Genomic DNA, 15,912 nt, shown 5'->3' with positions numbered 1-15,912 from the left:
TTGAATGATTACGCTCTACACTGCTCCGTCCCGTTGGGGGCTGGCTAGCGTCAGTCCGGCTTGCATGGAATTGGAAACTTGGTTACGAATTGCCGAGTTACCCTACCAAACAGCCTTAGCCACCGCTCAGGATCTGGCTCAGGCCCCCTATGGCAAAATTCCTTTTATTGAAGAAGCAGGGCAAAAATGGGGCGACACCGCGTTAATTATTGAGCGCTTTCGCCAAACCCAAGATGTTGATTTGGAAGCCGGTTTGAGCCAGGCTGATCGCGCGATCGCCCTGGCTTTCCGTCGCCTGATTAAGGAACATCTCTACTGGGGTGGAATTGCGATTCGCTACCGCGATGAAGAAAACTGGCAAGACTATCAAAACTTAGTCTTGACTCTGGTTCCCAGTCACTGGAGCAAGGCCCAGAGCGTGGCCTTTGCGGAGAAATTTCGCCAAAGCATTCTGCAACAGATGACGCAACAGGGACTGGGCCGACTGAGTGACGCTGATTTATATCAACTCATTGCGGCGGATTTGCAGGCCCTTTCAGATTTTCTGGCCGATAAGCCCTTTTTTATGGGCGATCGCCCAACCACGCTGGATGCCACAGCCTACGGTCACATCGGGAATTTCATTGAGCCACCCTATTCCAGCCCGATCGTGGACTTTGCCCGCCAAAAAACCAACCTCTGCGACCACTACCAGCGCATGTCAGCACGCTTTTTTGCCGACAGGGAGACCGAGCAGAAAGCGTCTATGCTGGTTACAAAGCTTGCCCAGCCGTTGGATAGCGCCTTCGCTGAAGAAGCAGGGCCGATCGGGTTGTCCATGAATGAACTTTGATGAATGAATTTTGATCAAACCAGCCGTCATTCAACTGGCCGTAGTCCAATCAGTTTGGTCTGGACTAGCCTTGATGAAACCGGTCTTGATTAAAACAGCCTTGATTCAACCGGCTTTTATTCAACCGGCTGAGCAACTAACACACAGAACGAATCAAACAGAGAGGGAAGGAGGTCGATCGTGCAGGGGCCAAAACGCGATCCGTATCTTTGGGTGCATTTGGCGGGGTTGGCAGCGCTGCCCCTCTGTGCGGAGTTGTGTTTACTGGGGCTGGCGGCGGGGGATCCTCTGCTGCCGGGTGGCTGGGACTGGCTGTTGGTGGGGCTGTTGGGAACTGCTCCGATTGTGGCCATGCAGTGGTTGCGCCCGTTTTATCCCTTTTCGGTTTTGCTGGTGAGCCTGCGGGCCGATCGCCTCAACGAAACGCAGCAACGAATTTTGCAACGCTGGGCCGGCTGGGAAACCAAGGCGATCGCGCTGATTGCGTCCCTTTTGGTGCTTTGGGCTTTGCAACGGCTGGATCAACTCTCCCCCTTGGCGGCGGAAATTGCCCCCCTGGATCAACGGGCGATCGGGCTGTTGGTGGTGTGGTTGGGAGCGCTTTTGGGCAGCCTGCTGCTCACCGTTGCCCTCGTGTCTTTGTGGGTGTTGCTCACTCCGCAGACCGCCTTCAGCGCGATCGAGCCTTTTCCCGTTGGCAACGTTCCCAGCAGCTTCCTGCGCCTCAGTATCCGGCTCACCAAAGTCTTACCAGATTTGGAAAATGCCCCAGTGGCCGCGCCCGCCAAGGTTCCTGAACCAGAGTCAGCAACGCCCCCAGAAACCACCAATGCGCCCCAGGAAGAGGCCGCCGCGATCGCACCGGAGAATCTGCCGAGTCCTGGTGATCCCGAGCCACTGGATGCCACTGAGCCAGCGAGCACGGTTGAGCTATTGGCTACTTCTGAATTAGTGACGGATTCGGCGGCCGTTGAGGAGAGCGAGTCTCCTGAGGCGATCGAGTCTACGGAATCTGAGTTGATCAAGTCTACGGAGCCTGAGCCGATCGAGTCTACGGAACCTGAGCCGATCGAGTCTACGGAACCAGACTCCACCGAACCAGAACCCACCGAAGCGACCAGCAATCCCGAAACAGCAAACCAAACCGCCGATAATGATGATTGGGGCGATATGGTCAGCGATAGTGACAGCCACAGCGATGGCGGTAATGATGGCGACGGCTACTAGGTTCAGGGCATCGGTTTAAACAGTTTGGTTGAACAAAAAGTTGAACAAAAGCAAAACCCGACCTAGCGCAATGCCAAGTCGGGTTTTGAGTGAGTTAATGCGTTGGCTTGTTAACCAGATAACCGGCTTTTAGGTAACCAGTTTCTGATTAGCAATCAGTGACTAACCGTAACGGAGTGGAGCTGGAGGGAGTCGAACCCATCGTCCGCACCAAGTAGTTATACCTTGTTCATTCACAGGCTTAGTCTCGTTGACCCTTGAGACAGGGACCGCTACTTAATCCCTAGCGGTAGGATGCCTCGATTAAAGTCTTTGCTAGCAGGCCAACCGAAGAAGACCGGACAGCGCATCCGTTGGGGTTAAACTCGGTGACCTTAACGGAGTCGGACAGCGAGTGCTCAACCGTCTAGTTAGAGGTGTTACAAAACTTAGGCAACAGCCACAGTCTTGCGAGCGAAAGGAACGATGTTGTTCGCATCTACTTTTTTGAGCCATTGATTTACGAGAGTTAGCCCGCTCTCGGCCTGCATCACTCAGTACCTGTTCCCAGCACGTCGAAACCGTGACAGCCCCGTGGTGTTAGCAGTGTTTTCCAGCGTTTTTAGGGTTGCGATCGCCCCAAGCTAGGTTTGGCAACGGCCATTCCAGGAGGGCAACAGCAAACTAAGTTGAGCTTTCAGGAATCAAGGCATTAATTAGTGCATTCCCAATTAATTTGTTCCTAGGTGCTCTTGAGCTGGCTGCTATGGGAGTAGATAACCATCGTTGAATGCTCCTGTATTCTATCGCGATTGGCGGGCGATCGGGCAAGGGAGATCGGGCGATCGGGGCGAAATTTCCCTACTGGTGGCTACGGTTTTGCCCCCTGGAAAGCTGCCAGCCCAAACGCGAGCCAACTGACAATGAGACCCACACCCCCGATCGGGGTAATGACACCCAAAATTTTGGGCGCACCGAAACTGAGGGCATAAAGGCTGCCACTGAACAGCACCATCCCCAGCAGGGCAGACACCCCGGCGATCGGGAGGCTCGGGGCCACGGGTTTGGGCATCGCGCCCATCGCCACCGCAACCAGCCCCAACAGCAGCGCATGGATGAGTTGATAGCGGGCAGCCGTTTCAAAAATCGCCAAGGCGCGATCGCTCAGTTTTTCCGCTAATACATGGCTGCCGAAGGCCCCAGCCGCCACCGCCATTGCTCCTAAAAATCCAGCCCCACCTAAAAACCAGCGTTCCATTTGATTCACACCGAATTTTCTTGACACCGAATTTTAATGAATTCGGCCTTCCCTTAATTCCGAAAGCCATACTCAAGCACAAAGCAATCGGGATGAAAGCCAGCCAAAGGCTCTCGCAATTTAACCAATTCAGATTCAGGGCCGTGAATTGCTAGGCAGAACCTAGGCAGAAGCGTGATGAATTGCCATGATCTGATCCGCAGCCCGTTGACCCGATCGATAGGCTCCGTGAACCGTGGCCGCGTGATTGCGAGAGGTGGCTTCCCCGGCAAAAAACAGGCGATCGGCCACGGGTTTGGTCAGTTGACCGCGATCGCGCAAGGTCGCCCCCACTCGCAGGAAGGAATAGGAGCCGCCCGCAAAGGGATCACGCCCCCAACGAGTCACCCAAACCGCCGTTGGGTCAGGAATTTTGGGGCCAAACATCCGTCGCAGAGCCTTGAGGGCACTGGCGGCCTGTTGCCCATCGCTGAGAGCTTCCAGCTCGCGGCCCTGTTGAGCCGCATTAAACCCCAGCAAAATGGGGCGATCGCTGACCCGCTGGAAATTCACCCACTCATTCCACAGACCCGGCGGATCGGAAACAAACCCGATCCAATCCGGCTCTGAGGGCCAAAAGGAGCGAGGGAATTCTAAATAGATTTTGTTCAGAATGCCCATTCCCAGTCGATTGATGGCGCTTTGGTGGGTCTCGGGCAGGGCCGGGGCAAAGGTCACTTGACCCGACTGCAACACCCCAATCGGCAAGGTCACCACGGCCGCGATCCCAACCCATTCACCGCGATCGGTGGTGATTTTGACTCCCTGTTGATCATGCTCAATTCGGCGCACCACCTGGTTGAGCTGCAATGTCAAACCACTGGATAAGCGACGGGCGATCGAGTCGTAGCCGGTGGGGAACAGCACATCTGCCCCCTCAAAACCGTCGCCCGCATCCCACTCATTGGCCGATAGCTCCGCCATCGATCCGGCATATTCATGCTCGATCGACCCCTTCAGTAATGTCCAAACCGCCCGTTCATCGTCGGCCGTGAGGTTAGCCCGCTGAACCAAGGCTTGCAAGTCCGCTAGCAGTGGGCGATCGGTGGAACGCTTTTCCCGCAACCGGTTCTGTTGAGCCAACACCTGCTCTAACACCTGCTCTAGGCGATCGTGCCGGGCATCATCCACTAACCGACCATCCCAGTCATAAAGCCACTGATTTTCGGCATCCGTGGCCACGGTGGGAATTTGCCACTGCTGAGCCAGGGCGGTGATCGGGTTGCCCTGGATGCCATGGATCCAACTGGCTCCCAAATCCAGCGCCACCCCCTTCAGGGCCGAGGGTCGCAAAGACCACAAACGCCCCCCGACCCGATCGCGCCCCTCCAGCACCACTGGATCCCATCCGCGCGATCGCAACTGACGGGCGGCGGCCAACCCGGCAATTCCCGCCCCAATAATCAAGACCCGGCGGGACGAGTCAGCCTGCGTTAGCCCTGTCATTGGTGAGGATTGTGTTGATGGGGACTGTGTTGATGGGACTTGTTTGGATGACGATTGTTGAGCATTCAGCCCCCATCCCTGACCACAACTCACCAGACCAGCACCGGCCACACCACCCAGCATTAACCGCAAGAATCGATCGCGCTTCATGGCCAACGCGCCACCCTTTACCGCTCTTTTTTTCCAGGATAGGCCGCCAACTCCAGGCCTGGATTAGCCCTCTCCAAGTTGACCAGAGGCAATCAACGGTAGCTTCTAGCCATCTCCATTAATCTTCCTGAATTACCCACTGATTCCCATGATTCGGGCCCGGTAATTGGGTTACCATCGAAGACCCGCGCTTGCATTGGGTCCGCTCTGCCATGTATCGTCCCAATCCAGAAAAAAAGCCGCTACGTAGAGCGCTGTTACTGCAACGCCAGGTTATGCCGCAAAACAAATGGCACAACCTCAGCACGGCCCTGCGCGATCGGATCCAGTCCCTCCCAGAGTGGCAAACAGCACAGGTGATTTTTGCCTATGTGAGCCATCGTTTGGAGCCGGATATTTTGCCCTTGGCGCAAACGGAGTTGGGACGCAACAAAATTTGGGTGTTGCCCCGTTGCCAAGGGGAATTGCTGATTTGGCATCGCTGGCAACCGGGTGAACCGCTGGAACCGGGGGCCTATGGGGTTCAGGAACCCGCTAGCGATGCGCCCGTGGTGGAACCAACGGCGGCGGATTTAGTTTTGGCCCCCTGCGTTGGGGCCGATCGCCTGGGCTATCGGCTAGGCTACGGGGGAGGGTACTACGATCGACTGTTGGCGGAGGTGCGCTCCAATACCCACACGATCGGCGTATGTTTCGACTTTGCCCTATTGGACGCGCTACCCACGGATCCTTGGGATCGGCAATTTGAAGCCTTTTGCACCGAAAGCCAGGTGATTCACCCCCAATCCCACGGCCCCACCCACATTCGGATCACGATCAAACTTTTTGCCGTCTATCAAGAAACATTCAGCAAATCAGAGCTGATTTGGGAATTGCCCGCTGGCATCACGGCCGGTGAAGTTTGCGATCTGATGATCCAAAAGCATCCCAACCTGGGACATTGGCGAAACATGACCCGCTTCGGCATTAACTTTCAGTTTGTGCCCGATAGTACCCTGCTGCGGGATGGGGATGAACTGGTTTTAATTCCACCGGTCAGCGGCGGTTAATTGTTCCGTTGTGATTTCCAAGTTGGATCGTGCCTGACTCAGTCATGCTGGGTCAGGCGCAGTGTTGATGCGATTAATGCGTCTGAAATCCTTTGTCTGCTTTCAGTCAGGGAATTTTGAATTCCATCCCTTCACGAGCCAGGAAAGAATCGGGCGATCGCTCCTTCAGTTGCCGTTCCACTTCATCCAGAAAATCATCGCTGTGGTTTGGCTCGTGGTGAAAGACCGCCAGATGCTTTACGCCCGCCACTTCCGCCAACTTGACTCCCTCTTGCCAAGTGGAGTGACCCCAACCCACCTTGGACGATCGGGGGTTGTTGTATTCCTCATCGGTGTACATGGCATCGTAAATCAGCACGTCTGCCTCGCGAGACAGTTGCACCACGTGCTCATCCATTCGATCGGGCAAATGCTCCGTATCCGTGGCATAGACCACCGTTTTTCCGTTCCAGGTAATCCGGTAGCCCATGGCTCCGTTGGGATGGTTGAGCAGCCCCGTCTCAATTTCAATATCCCCATCCACCACAAACTGATCCCCAGCCGTTAGGTCATAAAAATCAACCTCCGCCTTGATCTGTCCCACGGGAATTGGGGAATGGGGATTCAGAATTCGATCACAAAAATGATGTTTCAGCGGCTCGCCCGTATTCGTTTGGCACCCATACACCGTCAGCCGATTGCCCGGCGTGAACAGGGGCGCGAAGAACGGCACACCCTGAATGTGATCCCAGTGGTAATGCGTGAAAAACAGAAAAGCATCCAGCGTTTCGCCAGGAGCCATTGACTCAGCCAAAGACCGCAGGCCCGTACCGCCATCAAAAATTAAGCGCCGCCCGCCAACACACAACTCCACGCAGGACGTGTTGCCGCCATACCGCACAGTGGACTTGCCCGGTGCAGGAATGCTGCCTCGCACGCCCCAGAAACGGACTAGAAAATCGGGTGAAAGCGCAATCTCCATATTGCCTACATCAAACAAGACCGGAGCAAGCAGATCCGGATTGGACGGGCTAGGTGATCGCAATTCTCTTAGTGAGTGCAGCACCAAGGCACTGACCCAATCGAGCAACTGAGTATTCTCTAGCCAGGGTTATCGAGCTGCGCGATCGGTTGAAAAGCCTAATCGCTGCGGATCTGAGTTGATCACTAACACTAAGTTGATCACTGAGCTGATCGTGACTGATCGTGCGGATCGAGGGTTTGCTGAGAATGCTTAACGCAAATTGCCCGATGCTATGAGGCAAACTTATGGCCCCAGAACACCTCCTGTTGAGCCTAGCATAGACCGCGAGGATGGGCACTAACTACCTAGTTCCATTCCCGATCGCGCTGTTCCGTGCAAATTATCGGGAGCCGGCCAAAATCTAGCGCATGTTTGCACCCAAGCTCAGATTTTGGCCATCCCACCCTAACCTTCAACCCAAAATTGGCTCAATCGCCAGCGTCAAAAGATTCCAGCAACCGAAACAATTGAACCCCAACTTTCTAATCGGGCGCTGGTTCCGGGCCTCTCTGGCGCTGCAACAAGCCTACGGATTAGCCACCGGTTTGCTGGAGTTGGCTTCCTCCGATACTTCCTGGGTCACCAAAACCGCACAGGGACAGTGGTGCAGCACATAGTTACTGACACTGCCCATGAATAGCTCACTCAGCGTCGATTGACGACGATGCCCCACCACCACCAAATCCGCTTCCCAGGTGTGGGCAAGCTGACAAATGACCTTACCGGGCGAACCGTGGTTTTGCGACCACTCGGTGGGAATTTGGCGTTCTGCGGCCACATCGGCCAAAACTTTGAGCTGTTGTAGATTTTGGTCAATATAGGATTGCCAAGCCTCGTGATAGCGCTGCAACAAAGCATCATCAGGCAGAAAAGCCGGCACAAAAAATAAATCGTCGCCGGGGGGCATAGGGGCATTGCCTTCGCCGGGGAACAGCACATGCAGCAACATGACCGACGCGCCTAGTTTTTCAGCCAGGTCAATCCCCTGACGAAAAGGAGCATGGTCAACGGAAGGATCTTCAATGGCAATCAAAATTTTGTGATACATGGCTAGGCTCCTTGAAGGCTGGCTGGGATCAAAAAAGCGGGCCGCGTCAGCCAGAGTTAACGAGGGATCGCTGTAAATCAAAACCGGGGCCGTCCCAGAATGATCAGCGATCGCCGAATTTAGTCATACCAAAAAATAGTTAAGTGCTTGTTAAGTTTCAGGCTGAATTAGAAACCATCTCTAGTGTCTCTGATTCTCAATTCAATGTCTAGAAGTTGCCATATTTATTGATAATTCCACGAGCAGCAAGTTCTATTATTTTGTAGTCAATTAAATTCATCAATAAATTCACCATCTGGGTTATTGTTTGTTTTTTGATTAATGAGATGCATTTTATTTTTTATCTTGGCTATTTTTGAATCCACATTCAAATCCAGATGCAAGTCAATATTTTCTGCCAGGATATAATTTAAGGGTATAGTCTGGCGAGAATTTTTGATTCCATTGAATTTCTCCTTCAAGAAAAGCTCGGTCTTTTATGAAGATTGATGGCAATTAGAAGCCTCTAAAACAGTAGGCATCAGCAAGAATGATGGAAATTCTTGAGCTGTGAAATAGCCGATCGCCCTCGTGCTATGAGCGAGCTTCTAGGTCGGCTTCCGCTTCCAGGGCGATCGCTTGCAGTTGATCCAACCGTTGGGGATCGGCAGGGATCCATAAACCGCGCTGATGGGCTTCTAGCAAACGCTCTGCCATATCCCGCAGGGCCCAGGGATTTTTCTGGCGCACAAAGTCCTGAACAGTGCGATCGAGCAGATAAGCCTCTGCCACACCGTCATACATGAAGTCTTCGACACAGCGAGCCGTGGCGTCGTAGGCAAACAGATAATCGAGGGTGGCGGCCATTTCAAAGGCTCCCTTGTAGCCGTGGCGCATGGCGGAGGCGATCCATTTGGGGTTCACAACGCGCGATCGATACACTCGGGCAATTTCTTCCGCAAGTGATCGGGTGCGGGGGCGATCGGGTTGCGCATGGTCTCCAAAATAGACGGTGGGTTGTTGCCCGGAAATGACGCGCACGGCGGCCGTTAAGCCCCCTTGAAATTGATAGTAATCATCGGAGTCTAAAAGGTCATGCTCGCGGTTATCTTGGTTCTGCAAAACCACTTGCATTTCCCGTAATCGCTGCTCAAAGGCTTCCGGGGCCGATCGCCCGATTGGGGCCGCCAGGCCATTGCTGGGTGCATCGCCGCTGACGGGGCCCGAACGACCCGCACAACTGTAGGCATAGCTGCTCCAGTTCAGATAGGCCCGGGCCAAGTCCTGGTCGCTTTGCCAGTTTTGAGCCTCAATCAGGCCCTGAAGGCCTGCGCCGTAGGCTCCGGGCTTGGAACCAAAGATGCGGTAGTGGGCGCGGGTGCTGGCCTGCTCCTGGGTCAGGCCGCTGGCTTGCCATTGGGCGGTTTCCTGACGCACACGCTGGGCGATCGGGTTGTCGGCGGCGACTTCATCCAACGCGGCAACCAGGTAAACCGCCCGATCGAACAGTTCAATTAGGTTGGGAAAGGCATCCCGAAAAAACCCAGAAATTCGCAGGGTCACATCCACCCTGGGCCGCCCGATCGCGGACAGGGGCAACACTTCCACCCCCACCACCCGCCGCGCCGCCCCATCCCAGCGGGGCCGCACCCCCAACAGCGCCAACGCTTCCGCTAAGTCATCGCCTCCGGTGCGCATGGTGGAAGTGCCCCAAACCGACAACCCGAGGGTGGTTGGATAATCGCCATTTTCCTGAACATAGCGTTCAATCAGGGTGTCGGCGGCCTTACGCCCCACTTCCCAAGCGCTTTCCGTGGGCAGAGATCGCAAATCCACCGAATAGAAATTGCGGCCGGTGGGCAACACGTCAGCGCGGCCGCGGCTGGGGGCCCCCGATGGCCCCGGCGGCACAAATTCGCCATTGAGTCCCTGCAAGAGCCGATCGATTTCCTGGGGGGTTTGGCGCAAGGCGGGCAGGAGCCGATCGCTCACCCAAGCCAAAGCCTGATCCGTGTGGGATCCCACGGACGGCCAGGGGCGATCGGCAATGAGGGCCGCCACGGCTTCGCTGGCCTGGGTTTCCAGAACGGCGATCGCGTCTCCCAAGGTGCGGCAGGTGGCTAGGTGGGGCAAGCGATCGACCTCCGACAACGGATCGCCCCAATCGGCTGTGAGGGGATCGAAGCTCAGTTGCCAATCTTGGGCGATCGCCCGCGTCAGGCCTCCTTGGCCGCCTTGGGCAGAACGGGCGATCGCCACGGTCAAATCACGCAATTGATCGCCCGTGGGACAATGCCCAAAAATATGCAAGCCATCCCGAATTTGGGCTTCCTTCAGTTCGCAAAGATAGCCATCCAGAGCGGCGATCAGATCTTCAATGGCTGATTGGTTTTCGAGAACGATCTGAGCTGAGTTTGATCCCTGAGTTAAGGAATAATTAGCAGCTCCTAGTTTGGTTTTGAGATCCCGATCAAGCTGATTATCTTCAATCAGTTTCAATAATTTAGGAGCGATCACCCGAGTTCTCTTGGGATCTAAACTTTGCGCTTCATAATATTCATCAATCAGTCCCTCAATTAAGCTCAAATCACCATACAGTTCTGCCCTAGTTAATGGTGGGGTTAGGTGATCTAAAATTACCGCCTGAGCCCGTCGTTTGGCTTGCGAGCCTTCACCAGGATCATTCACAATAAATGGATAAAAATGAGGAACCGGCCCAAGGGCAATTTCTGGGAAGCAATTCTCTGAGAGAGCAATGCCTTTTCCGGGCAACCATTCTAAATTGCCATGCTTCCCAAAATGGATGATCGCCTGAGCGGCAAATTGCGATCGCAACCACTCATAAAACGCTAAATATTCATGGGTGGGTTCCAAGTCTGGCGCGTGATAGTTCAAACTAGGATCCCGATCGTATCCTCGGGCTGGTTGAATGCCCACAAAAACCTTGCCCCATTGCAACCCTGAAATGGGAATCACCGGCTCTTTTTCAATCACCGTTTTGGGAAACCATTGCTCATGATCCGGTTTCGGATTGGCCAGGGATCCCCAGCGCTGATTGATGGACTCTTGCACCTCGATCGGCAAGGTTTCAAACCAGGTTTGGTAGTTCGTGAATGATAGATATTGGCGAATGGATCGCCCCGTCCAGCCCTCAGGATCATTGGTCGTTCCTTGGGTCAGTTGCTGAATGAGTTGGTCACCGGTTGTTGGCAATTGTTCTAAATCACCCAAGTCATAGCCCGATCGCGCCAAAGCCCACAGAAAATCAACACAACTTTGGGGCGTATCTAAGCCAACGCCATTGGCCAAGCGCCCATCTCGATTTGGATAATTGGCCAACACAATAGCGATCGGGCGATCGCCAGGAGCCGATCGCCGCAACTTCACCCAATTAGCCGCCAGTTTTGCCACAAAATCCAAGCGATCGGGAATGGGTTCAAGCGCGATCGTTTCTGTTTCTAAATCTCGATCGCGCTGTTGCACCGATTTGCAAGCCACCAGCCGAGTTGCCACCCGACCGTCCACCTCCGGCAGCGCCACCTGCATTGCCATATCTCGAGGGGATAACCCTTGCTGATTGGCGAGCCATTGATCTTGGGTTCCGCTGCTCAAAATAATTTGCAAAACAGGCACATTTAACCGCTGCCAAAGGGAGTGGGGTTGCGCCTGGCCAAGGGTAGATTGGGCCTTGGTGATTGCAAATCCCGTTGAAGCCAATAACAGGTCGATCGCCTGAGATTTCAGAGCAGAACCCACTTCTTCCTGAATATCCGAATCTTGCAACGAAGCCACGTAAATGGGCAATGGTTGCAAATTCACCGCCAACAGGGCATGGCATAGTTGATCGATCGCCGCTAAGTTTCCCGCTTGATAATAGGCTCGATAAAATAAAATTCCAACAATTCCAACGGTTCCAATCGGTTTAGAAACTGATGAGCTTTCAAGAGCATTATTTTTAGGATATTGGTAAAGCCCCCAACGTTCGATCAGCTGAGGGTTGGGAGGCTGATATTGCGTTTGAAAATAGGTATCTGATAACTTCAAGAGTGCATTTTGAACATTCTCTACGCCACCTTCATTCAAATAGCGCCAAATCTGGTCACACAAACTTAAGGGAGCCGTTGAGTGGGAAACCAAGTCAGGATCTGGGCGATCGTCTCCGGGCAAAACCAACAGCCCAATGCCCGATCGCTCAGCTAGATCTCGCACCACCTCTAGCCCATAGCTCCAATAGGCACGGCCCCCCAACAAGCGCAAAACAATTACCTGCGCTTGCGACAAAACGTCCTCAGCATAGGTATCGATCGTCAGTTGCTGTTGCAGTTGCAAGAGGTTAGTGGCACGGATGGCTGGGAAATTTTCCGGCAGCGATCGACGGGCGATCGACAGTGTTTGAATATCCGTATCTTTGGCCGTCAAAACAATGATCGGAGCCGGAGTTTGCTCAACAAAAATAACGCCTTCTGTATTCGGTTCCCAGCCACCGGGCAACGCAGCAATCCTATGCATTGGTCTTTTGATCGTCGTGAGCGCTAGTGGAACAATGAGCAGCGTTTAGACAAGAGCGTTTAGAAAATTGGGCAACTTAATCCCGTTCGATCGCATCGGCCCTTAAAATTTCAAGGCGATCTTTGATTTGTCTTGCCAAAGACCGATCTTAGTCCTGGGTTCGTTCAATCTTTCATCGATTTAGTTGGAGCCATGGCCGGACATAGTAAATGGGCAAACATTAAGCGCCAAAAGGCCCGGGTGGATGCGGTGCGCGGCAGTGTCTTTACCAAGCTGTCGCGGGAGATTATTGTGGCGGCCCGCAGTGGTGCGGACCCTACCGGTAATTTCCAACTGCGAACCGCGATCGACAAGGCCAAGGCGGCCGGCGTGCCCAATGCCAACATCGATCGGGCGATCGCCAAGGGAGCCGGTCGGTTGGCGGGGGAAGGGGCGGAACTGGAAGCCATTCGCTATGAGGGCTATGGCCCCGGTGGCGTGGCCGTGCTGATTGAAGCCCTCACGGACAATCGCAACCGCACCGCTGCTGACCTGCGCGTGGCCTTCAGCAAAAACGGCGGCAACCTGGGGGAAACCGGCTGCGTGGGCTGGATGTTTGAAAACAAGGGCGTGGTCACCATCGTGGGCGAGGCGATCGAGGAAGATGCGCTGCTGGAAGCCTCGATCGAGGGGGAAGGAGAATCCTATGATCCCTTCTCTGGCCAAGACCAAAAGGGATTTGACCTCGTGGGGTTTGAAGTCAAAACAGCCCCAGATAACTTGGAAAATTTGGAATCAGTGTTGAAGGCGCGTGGCTTTCGGGTGTGGCAATCGGAAACTCGTTGGTTTCCCACCAACACCGTCGCCGTGACCGATCGCGATCAAGCCAAAGCCCTCATCAAAATGATGGACACGATCGAAGACTTAGACGACGTGCAAAGCGTCGCCACCAACTTTGAAATGACCGACGATCTGATGGCGGAAGTGATGGCTTAGGCGATCGGCCCCACAATCGGGAGGATCGCAGGCGAGCATGGGCGATCGCTCAGGAGTCAGACTAAACCCCATCACTGACCCGATCGGACTGTTCGATCCACTAACCTGTAGTCCACTGGCCTGTAGCCCTATAGCCTGTAGTCCTAGTTTTTGAGCCTGTAGTCCTAGTTTTTGGATTGGGACTCTTCCCGAGGGGGCAACGTCGCCAACAGCACCAGGCAGTTTTTGCCATCCACCTGCAACCGATATTCCACCCGATCCATCAGCCGGTTCAAAATCAACCAGCCATAGCCATTTTCCTGCTTGGCTTCCGGCACTGGCGGCAGGTAATTATCCAAACTGAAGCCCTGGCCGCGATCCCAAATCTCGATCGCCAGCTCCCGATCCTGCACCTCCACCGACATCTCCACCGGCAGGTGGGGGCGATCCTTGTGGGCATGGCGCACCACATTGGAATAGGCCTCCGCCAACACCAGCCGCAGACGGTTTGACTGGCGGGCCCAATCCACTCGATCGCCTAGCTCAATTTCCAGGGAACCGAGTAACCACTGCTCAACAATGGTTAGAAACTTCAAGTTGCTTGGGACTTGGATTTCAGTTCTCATCGGTTTACAGAACCTCCAGCAGCAGTAGGGTCTGGTCGTCTTCTTGCTCGTCGGGCGCAACCTGTTGCAAGGTCGCCAACAAGCGCTTGAGATCAAACGGGCTTCCTTGTTGCTTCAACAGTTCCCACAGGCCCTCCTGTTGCAACATTGAACCGTTCACCAAACTTGTTCCCGGGAGTTGTATGTTCGCCACTGTTGCTTCCGTAATTCCGTCACTAGCCATCAGCAGAGCCTCCCCTGGCTCTAGAGTCTGTTCCCCCCCCGTACCTTTCCACTCCGGCAAGATACCCAGCGGCACTCCCCGAGCCTTGAGATAGGTTGGCTCAATTTCCTTGAGATCGCCACCGGCCAGGACTTTTTCCTGAACCACCTGGGGCGACCAAACCACGGGGTAGACGTGACCCGCGTTGGCATAGCTCAAGCGTCTCGTGCTGGGAGTGTAGCGTGCTAGGGCAATCGTAATGAATCGATTGCTATTAAACAAATTTTCAAACAGGGCCCGATTCAGCCGCCGAATCGCTTCATCTGGCTCCGGAGACTCTGCCCGAGCCAGCTCTTGGCGCAAAACAGAGATCGAACTGGCCATAAATAGGGCCGCCGGAACCCCCTTTCCGGACACATCCCCAACCGCTAACCACACATCCCCCTGAGGATGGATAAAGACTTCAAAAAAGTCGCCCCCCACCTCGCGCGCGGGCTGGCATTCCGCCTGCACACGCACCCCGAGTACTTCTGGCCAATGTTGGCGCAACAAGTCCGCCTGCACCTGCCGCGCCACTTCCAATTCCATGCGGAACTGCTGGGTTTGGGCTTCGGTGCGCTGATACAGACGGGCTTGGGAAAGGGCCAAGGCCGCCTGTTCTGTCAGCTCCGAAATCAACGCCACTTCATCGGTTTGCCAGCCGGGTTGTCCTTGGCGCACCAGGGACAACAGGGCCAAACATTCCTGTTGATAGACCAAAGGAATGAGCAACTCATCGATGACTCCCCCTGGGCTGTCGCTGCCATCGGTGTTGACTTGGGTTTGCTGAATGGTCAAGTGCTCCAGGGCCGCTTGCACCGGATCCCGCAATTGCCCGTCTTCGTGGGTCAGGCTCCAGTCATCCCGATCGAGTGGGTAGCGCAGGGGTTCTCCTTTGGCTTGCCCCCCTTCCACGGGCTGCAACAAGGCGCAATGGGCGTTCAGGGTGGTGGTGATGGTCTGGGCGATGGTGGGCAACATGCTGTCGTAATTCAGGGATTCCCGAATTGCGCTCATCATGGCGTTAAACAGGGATTCGCGGCGCAGGGCCCTGTTTAACTCGTTCGTGCGGCGCTTAACCACACGATAGGTTTCGGCCGCTTGGTTCACGACGGATTTGAGTTCGTCGGGACTCCAGGGCTTTGTCAGATATCGGAAAACTTTACCGGAGTTGATGGCTCCTACGAGGTCTTCTACGTCGGTGTAGCCGGTCAGAATAATGCGGATCGTGTCGGGGAATCGATCGACGGTTTTGCTCAAAAACTCAGTGCCGTTCATGCCCGGCATCCGCTGGTCTGAGACGATCACGGCCATTTCCCCGTCGCGATCGAGCACTTCCAAGGCATTGAAACCACTGTCAGCCTTATAAACCGCGAAGTCGCGACGGAAGGTTCGATACAACAAATCGAGGTTATCCGGTTCGTCATCAACCACCATCAATTTGAGGGTAGTGAATCAGATTAATGTGGGATAGGTAGCAATGTCATGCCAAGTCCATGCCCTAGTCGCTAATCCCGCTCGTTCAGCAGCCGTGGTTTTGAAACGACTATGCTGCCAAATCCAGTTGAAATA

11 protein-coding genes, 1 other RNA gene and 1 pseudogene are annotated in these 15,912 nt (G+C 54.5%); 4 read left to right on the top strand and 9 right to left on the bottom strand.

Going from position 1 to position 15,912, the window contains the following annotated elements; all coding sequences use genetic code 11:
- Nucleotides 1-4: 4 nt before the first annotated feature.
- Both H6G52_RS10895 and H6G52_RS10890 read left to right on the top strand, forming a co-directional pair.
- Complete coding sequence (locus tag H6G52_RS10895) at nucleotides 5-832, top strand: glutathione S-transferase family protein (RefSeq protein WP_190528268.1); 828 nt, start codon at nucleotides 5-7, stop codon at nucleotides 830-832.
- Between the two features lie 180 nt (nucleotides 833-1,012).
- The gene (locus H6G52_RS10890; protein ID WP_190528266.1) at nucleotides 1,013-2,059 is read left to right on the top strand and encodes a low-complexity tail membrane protein; all 1,047 of its coding nucleotides are present in this window, start codon (nucleotides 1,013-1,015) and stop codon (nucleotides 2,057-2,059) included.
- 174 nt (nucleotides 2,060-2,233) lie between these two features.
- Here the strand turns inward: H6G52_RS10890 and ssrA are convergent.
- The 3 genes from ssrA to H6G52_RS10875 all read right to left on the bottom strand — a co-directional run bounded on the left by ssrA (nucleotide 2,234) and on the right by H6G52_RS10875 (nucleotide 4,781).
- Nucleotides 2,234-2,632: a transfer-messenger RNA gene (gene ssrA, locus H6G52_RS10885) on the bottom strand.
- Nucleotides 2,633-2,909: 277 nt separating this feature from the next.
- A complete protein-coding gene (locus tag H6G52_RS10880) occupies nucleotides 2,910-3,296 on the bottom strand; it encodes a DUF423 domain-containing protein (RefSeq protein ID WP_190528264.1) in 387 nt (128 codons plus the stop codon).
- 162 nt (nucleotides 3,297-3,458) lie between these two features.
- Complete coding sequence (locus H6G52_RS10875; RefSeq protein ID WP_190528262.1) at nucleotides 3,459-4,781, bottom strand: FAD-dependent oxidoreductase; 1,323 nt, start codon at nucleotides 4,779-4,781, stop codon at nucleotides 3,459-3,461.
- A gap of 362 nt (nucleotides 4,782-5,143) precedes the next feature.
- Between H6G52_RS10875 and H6G52_RS18910 the strand changes: the two genes are divergently transcribed.
- Nucleotides 5,144-5,980: a 5-formyltetrahydrofolate cyclo-ligase gene (locus tag H6G52_RS18910; protein ID WP_190528260.1), complete on the top strand. Its 837-nt coding sequence runs from the start codon at nucleotides 5,144-5,146 to the stop codon at nucleotides 5,978-5,980.
- Nucleotides 5,981-6,086: 106 nt separating this feature from the next.
- Here the strand turns inward: H6G52_RS18910 and H6G52_RS10865 are convergent, their stop codons facing one another.
- The 3 genes from H6G52_RS10865 to cobN all read right to left on the bottom strand — a co-directional run bounded on the left by H6G52_RS10865 (nucleotide 6,087) and on the right by cobN (nucleotide 12,519).
- On the bottom strand, nucleotides 6,087-6,941 hold the full coding sequence (locus tag H6G52_RS10865) for an MBL fold metallo-hydrolase (RefSeq protein WP_099532753.1): 855 nt from the start codon (nucleotides 6,939-6,941) through the stop codon (nucleotides 6,087-6,089).
- Nucleotides 6,942-7,509: 568 nt separating this feature from the next.
- A complete protein-coding gene (locus H6G52_RS10860; protein WP_190528258.1) occupies nucleotides 7,510-8,031 on the bottom strand; it encodes a universal stress protein in 522 nt (173 codons plus the stop codon).
- A gap of 573 nt (nucleotides 8,032-8,604) precedes the next feature.
- Nucleotides 8,605-12,519: a cobaltochelatase subunit CobN gene (gene cobN, locus H6G52_RS10855; protein ID WP_190528256.1), complete on the bottom strand. Its 3,915-nt coding sequence runs from the start codon at nucleotides 12,517-12,519 to the stop codon at nucleotides 8,605-8,607.
- A 192-nt stretch (nucleotides 12,520-12,711) separates the two neighbouring features.
- Between cobN and H6G52_RS10850 the strand changes: the two genes are divergently transcribed.
- Nucleotides 12,712-13,494, top strand: a complete 783-nt coding sequence (locus H6G52_RS10850) for a YebC/PmpR family DNA-binding transcriptional regulator (protein WP_099534558.1) — start codon at nucleotides 12,712-12,714, stop codon at nucleotides 13,492-13,494.
- A gap of 164 nt (nucleotides 13,495-13,658) precedes the next feature.
- On the opposite strand, the gene H6G52_RS10845 is transcribed toward H6G52_RS10850, so the two are convergent.
- From H6G52_RS10845 to H6G52_RS10835, 3 genes and pseudogenes are all read right to left on the bottom strand, one after another.
- Complete coding sequence (locus tag H6G52_RS10845; RefSeq protein ID WP_099534557.1) at nucleotides 13,659-14,099, bottom strand: anti-sigma regulatory factor; 441 nt, start codon at nucleotides 14,097-14,099, stop codon at nucleotides 13,659-13,661.
- Between the two features lie 4 nt (nucleotides 14,100-14,103).
- Nucleotides 14,104-15,777: a SpoIIE family protein phosphatase gene (locus H6G52_RS10840; protein WP_190528254.1), complete on the bottom strand. Its 1,674-nt coding sequence runs from the start codon at nucleotides 15,775-15,777 to the stop codon at nucleotides 14,104-14,106.
- A gap of 18 nt (nucleotides 15,778-15,795) precedes the next feature.
- Nucleotides 15,796-15,912 (bottom strand): annotated as a pseudogene (locus tag H6G52_RS10835) (IS1 family transposase); the annotation flags it as partial.

Source organism: Limnothrix sp. FACHB-881, from assembly GCF_014698135.1.
Lineage (GTDB): Bacteria > Cyanobacteriota > Cyanobacteriia > CACIAM-69d > CACIAM-69d > CACIAM-69d.
Note: the sequence above shows the minus strand (reverse complement) of the source record. Positions and strands in the feature narration are given on the sequence as shown.

Coding starts and splice junctions, on each gene's coding strand:
- H6G52_RS10880 (WP_190528264.1), bottom strand. CDS start 3,296: ATGGAACGCTGGTTTTTAGGTGGGGCTGGATTTTTAGGAGCAATGGCG.
- H6G52_RS10850 (WP_099534558.1), top strand. CDS start 12,712: ATGGCCGGACATAGTAAATGGGCAAACATTAAGCGCCAAAAGGCCCGG.
- H6G52_RS10860 (WP_190528258.1), bottom strand. CDS start 8,031: ATGTATCACAAAATTTTGATTGCCATTGAAGATCCTTCCGTTGACCAT.
- H6G52_RS10875 (WP_190528262.1), bottom strand. CDS start 4,781: ATGACAGGGCTAACGCAGGCTGACTCGTCCCGCCGGGTCTTGATTATT.
- H6G52_RS10865 (WP_099532753.1), bottom strand. CDS start 6,941: ATGGAGATTGCGCTTTCACCCGATTTTCTAGTCCGTTTCTGGGGCGTG.
- cobN (WP_190528256.1), bottom strand. CDS start 12,519: ATGCATAGGATTGCTGCGTTGCCCGGTGGCTGGGAACCGAATACAGAA.
- H6G52_RS10895 (WP_190528268.1), top strand. CDS start 5: ATGATTACGCTCTACACTGCTCCGTCCCGTTGGGGGCTGGCTAGCGTC.
- H6G52_RS10845 (WP_099534557.1), bottom strand. CDS start 14,099: ATGAGAACTGAAATCCAAGTCCCAAGCAACTTGAAGTTTCTAACCATT.
- H6G52_RS18910 (WP_190528260.1), top strand. CDS start 5,144: ATGTATCGTCCCAATCCAGAAAAAAAGCCGCTACGTAGAGCGCTGTTA.
- H6G52_RS10840 (WP_190528254.1), bottom strand. CDS start 15,777: ATGGTGGTTGATGACGAACCGGATAACCTCGATTTGTTGTATCGAACC.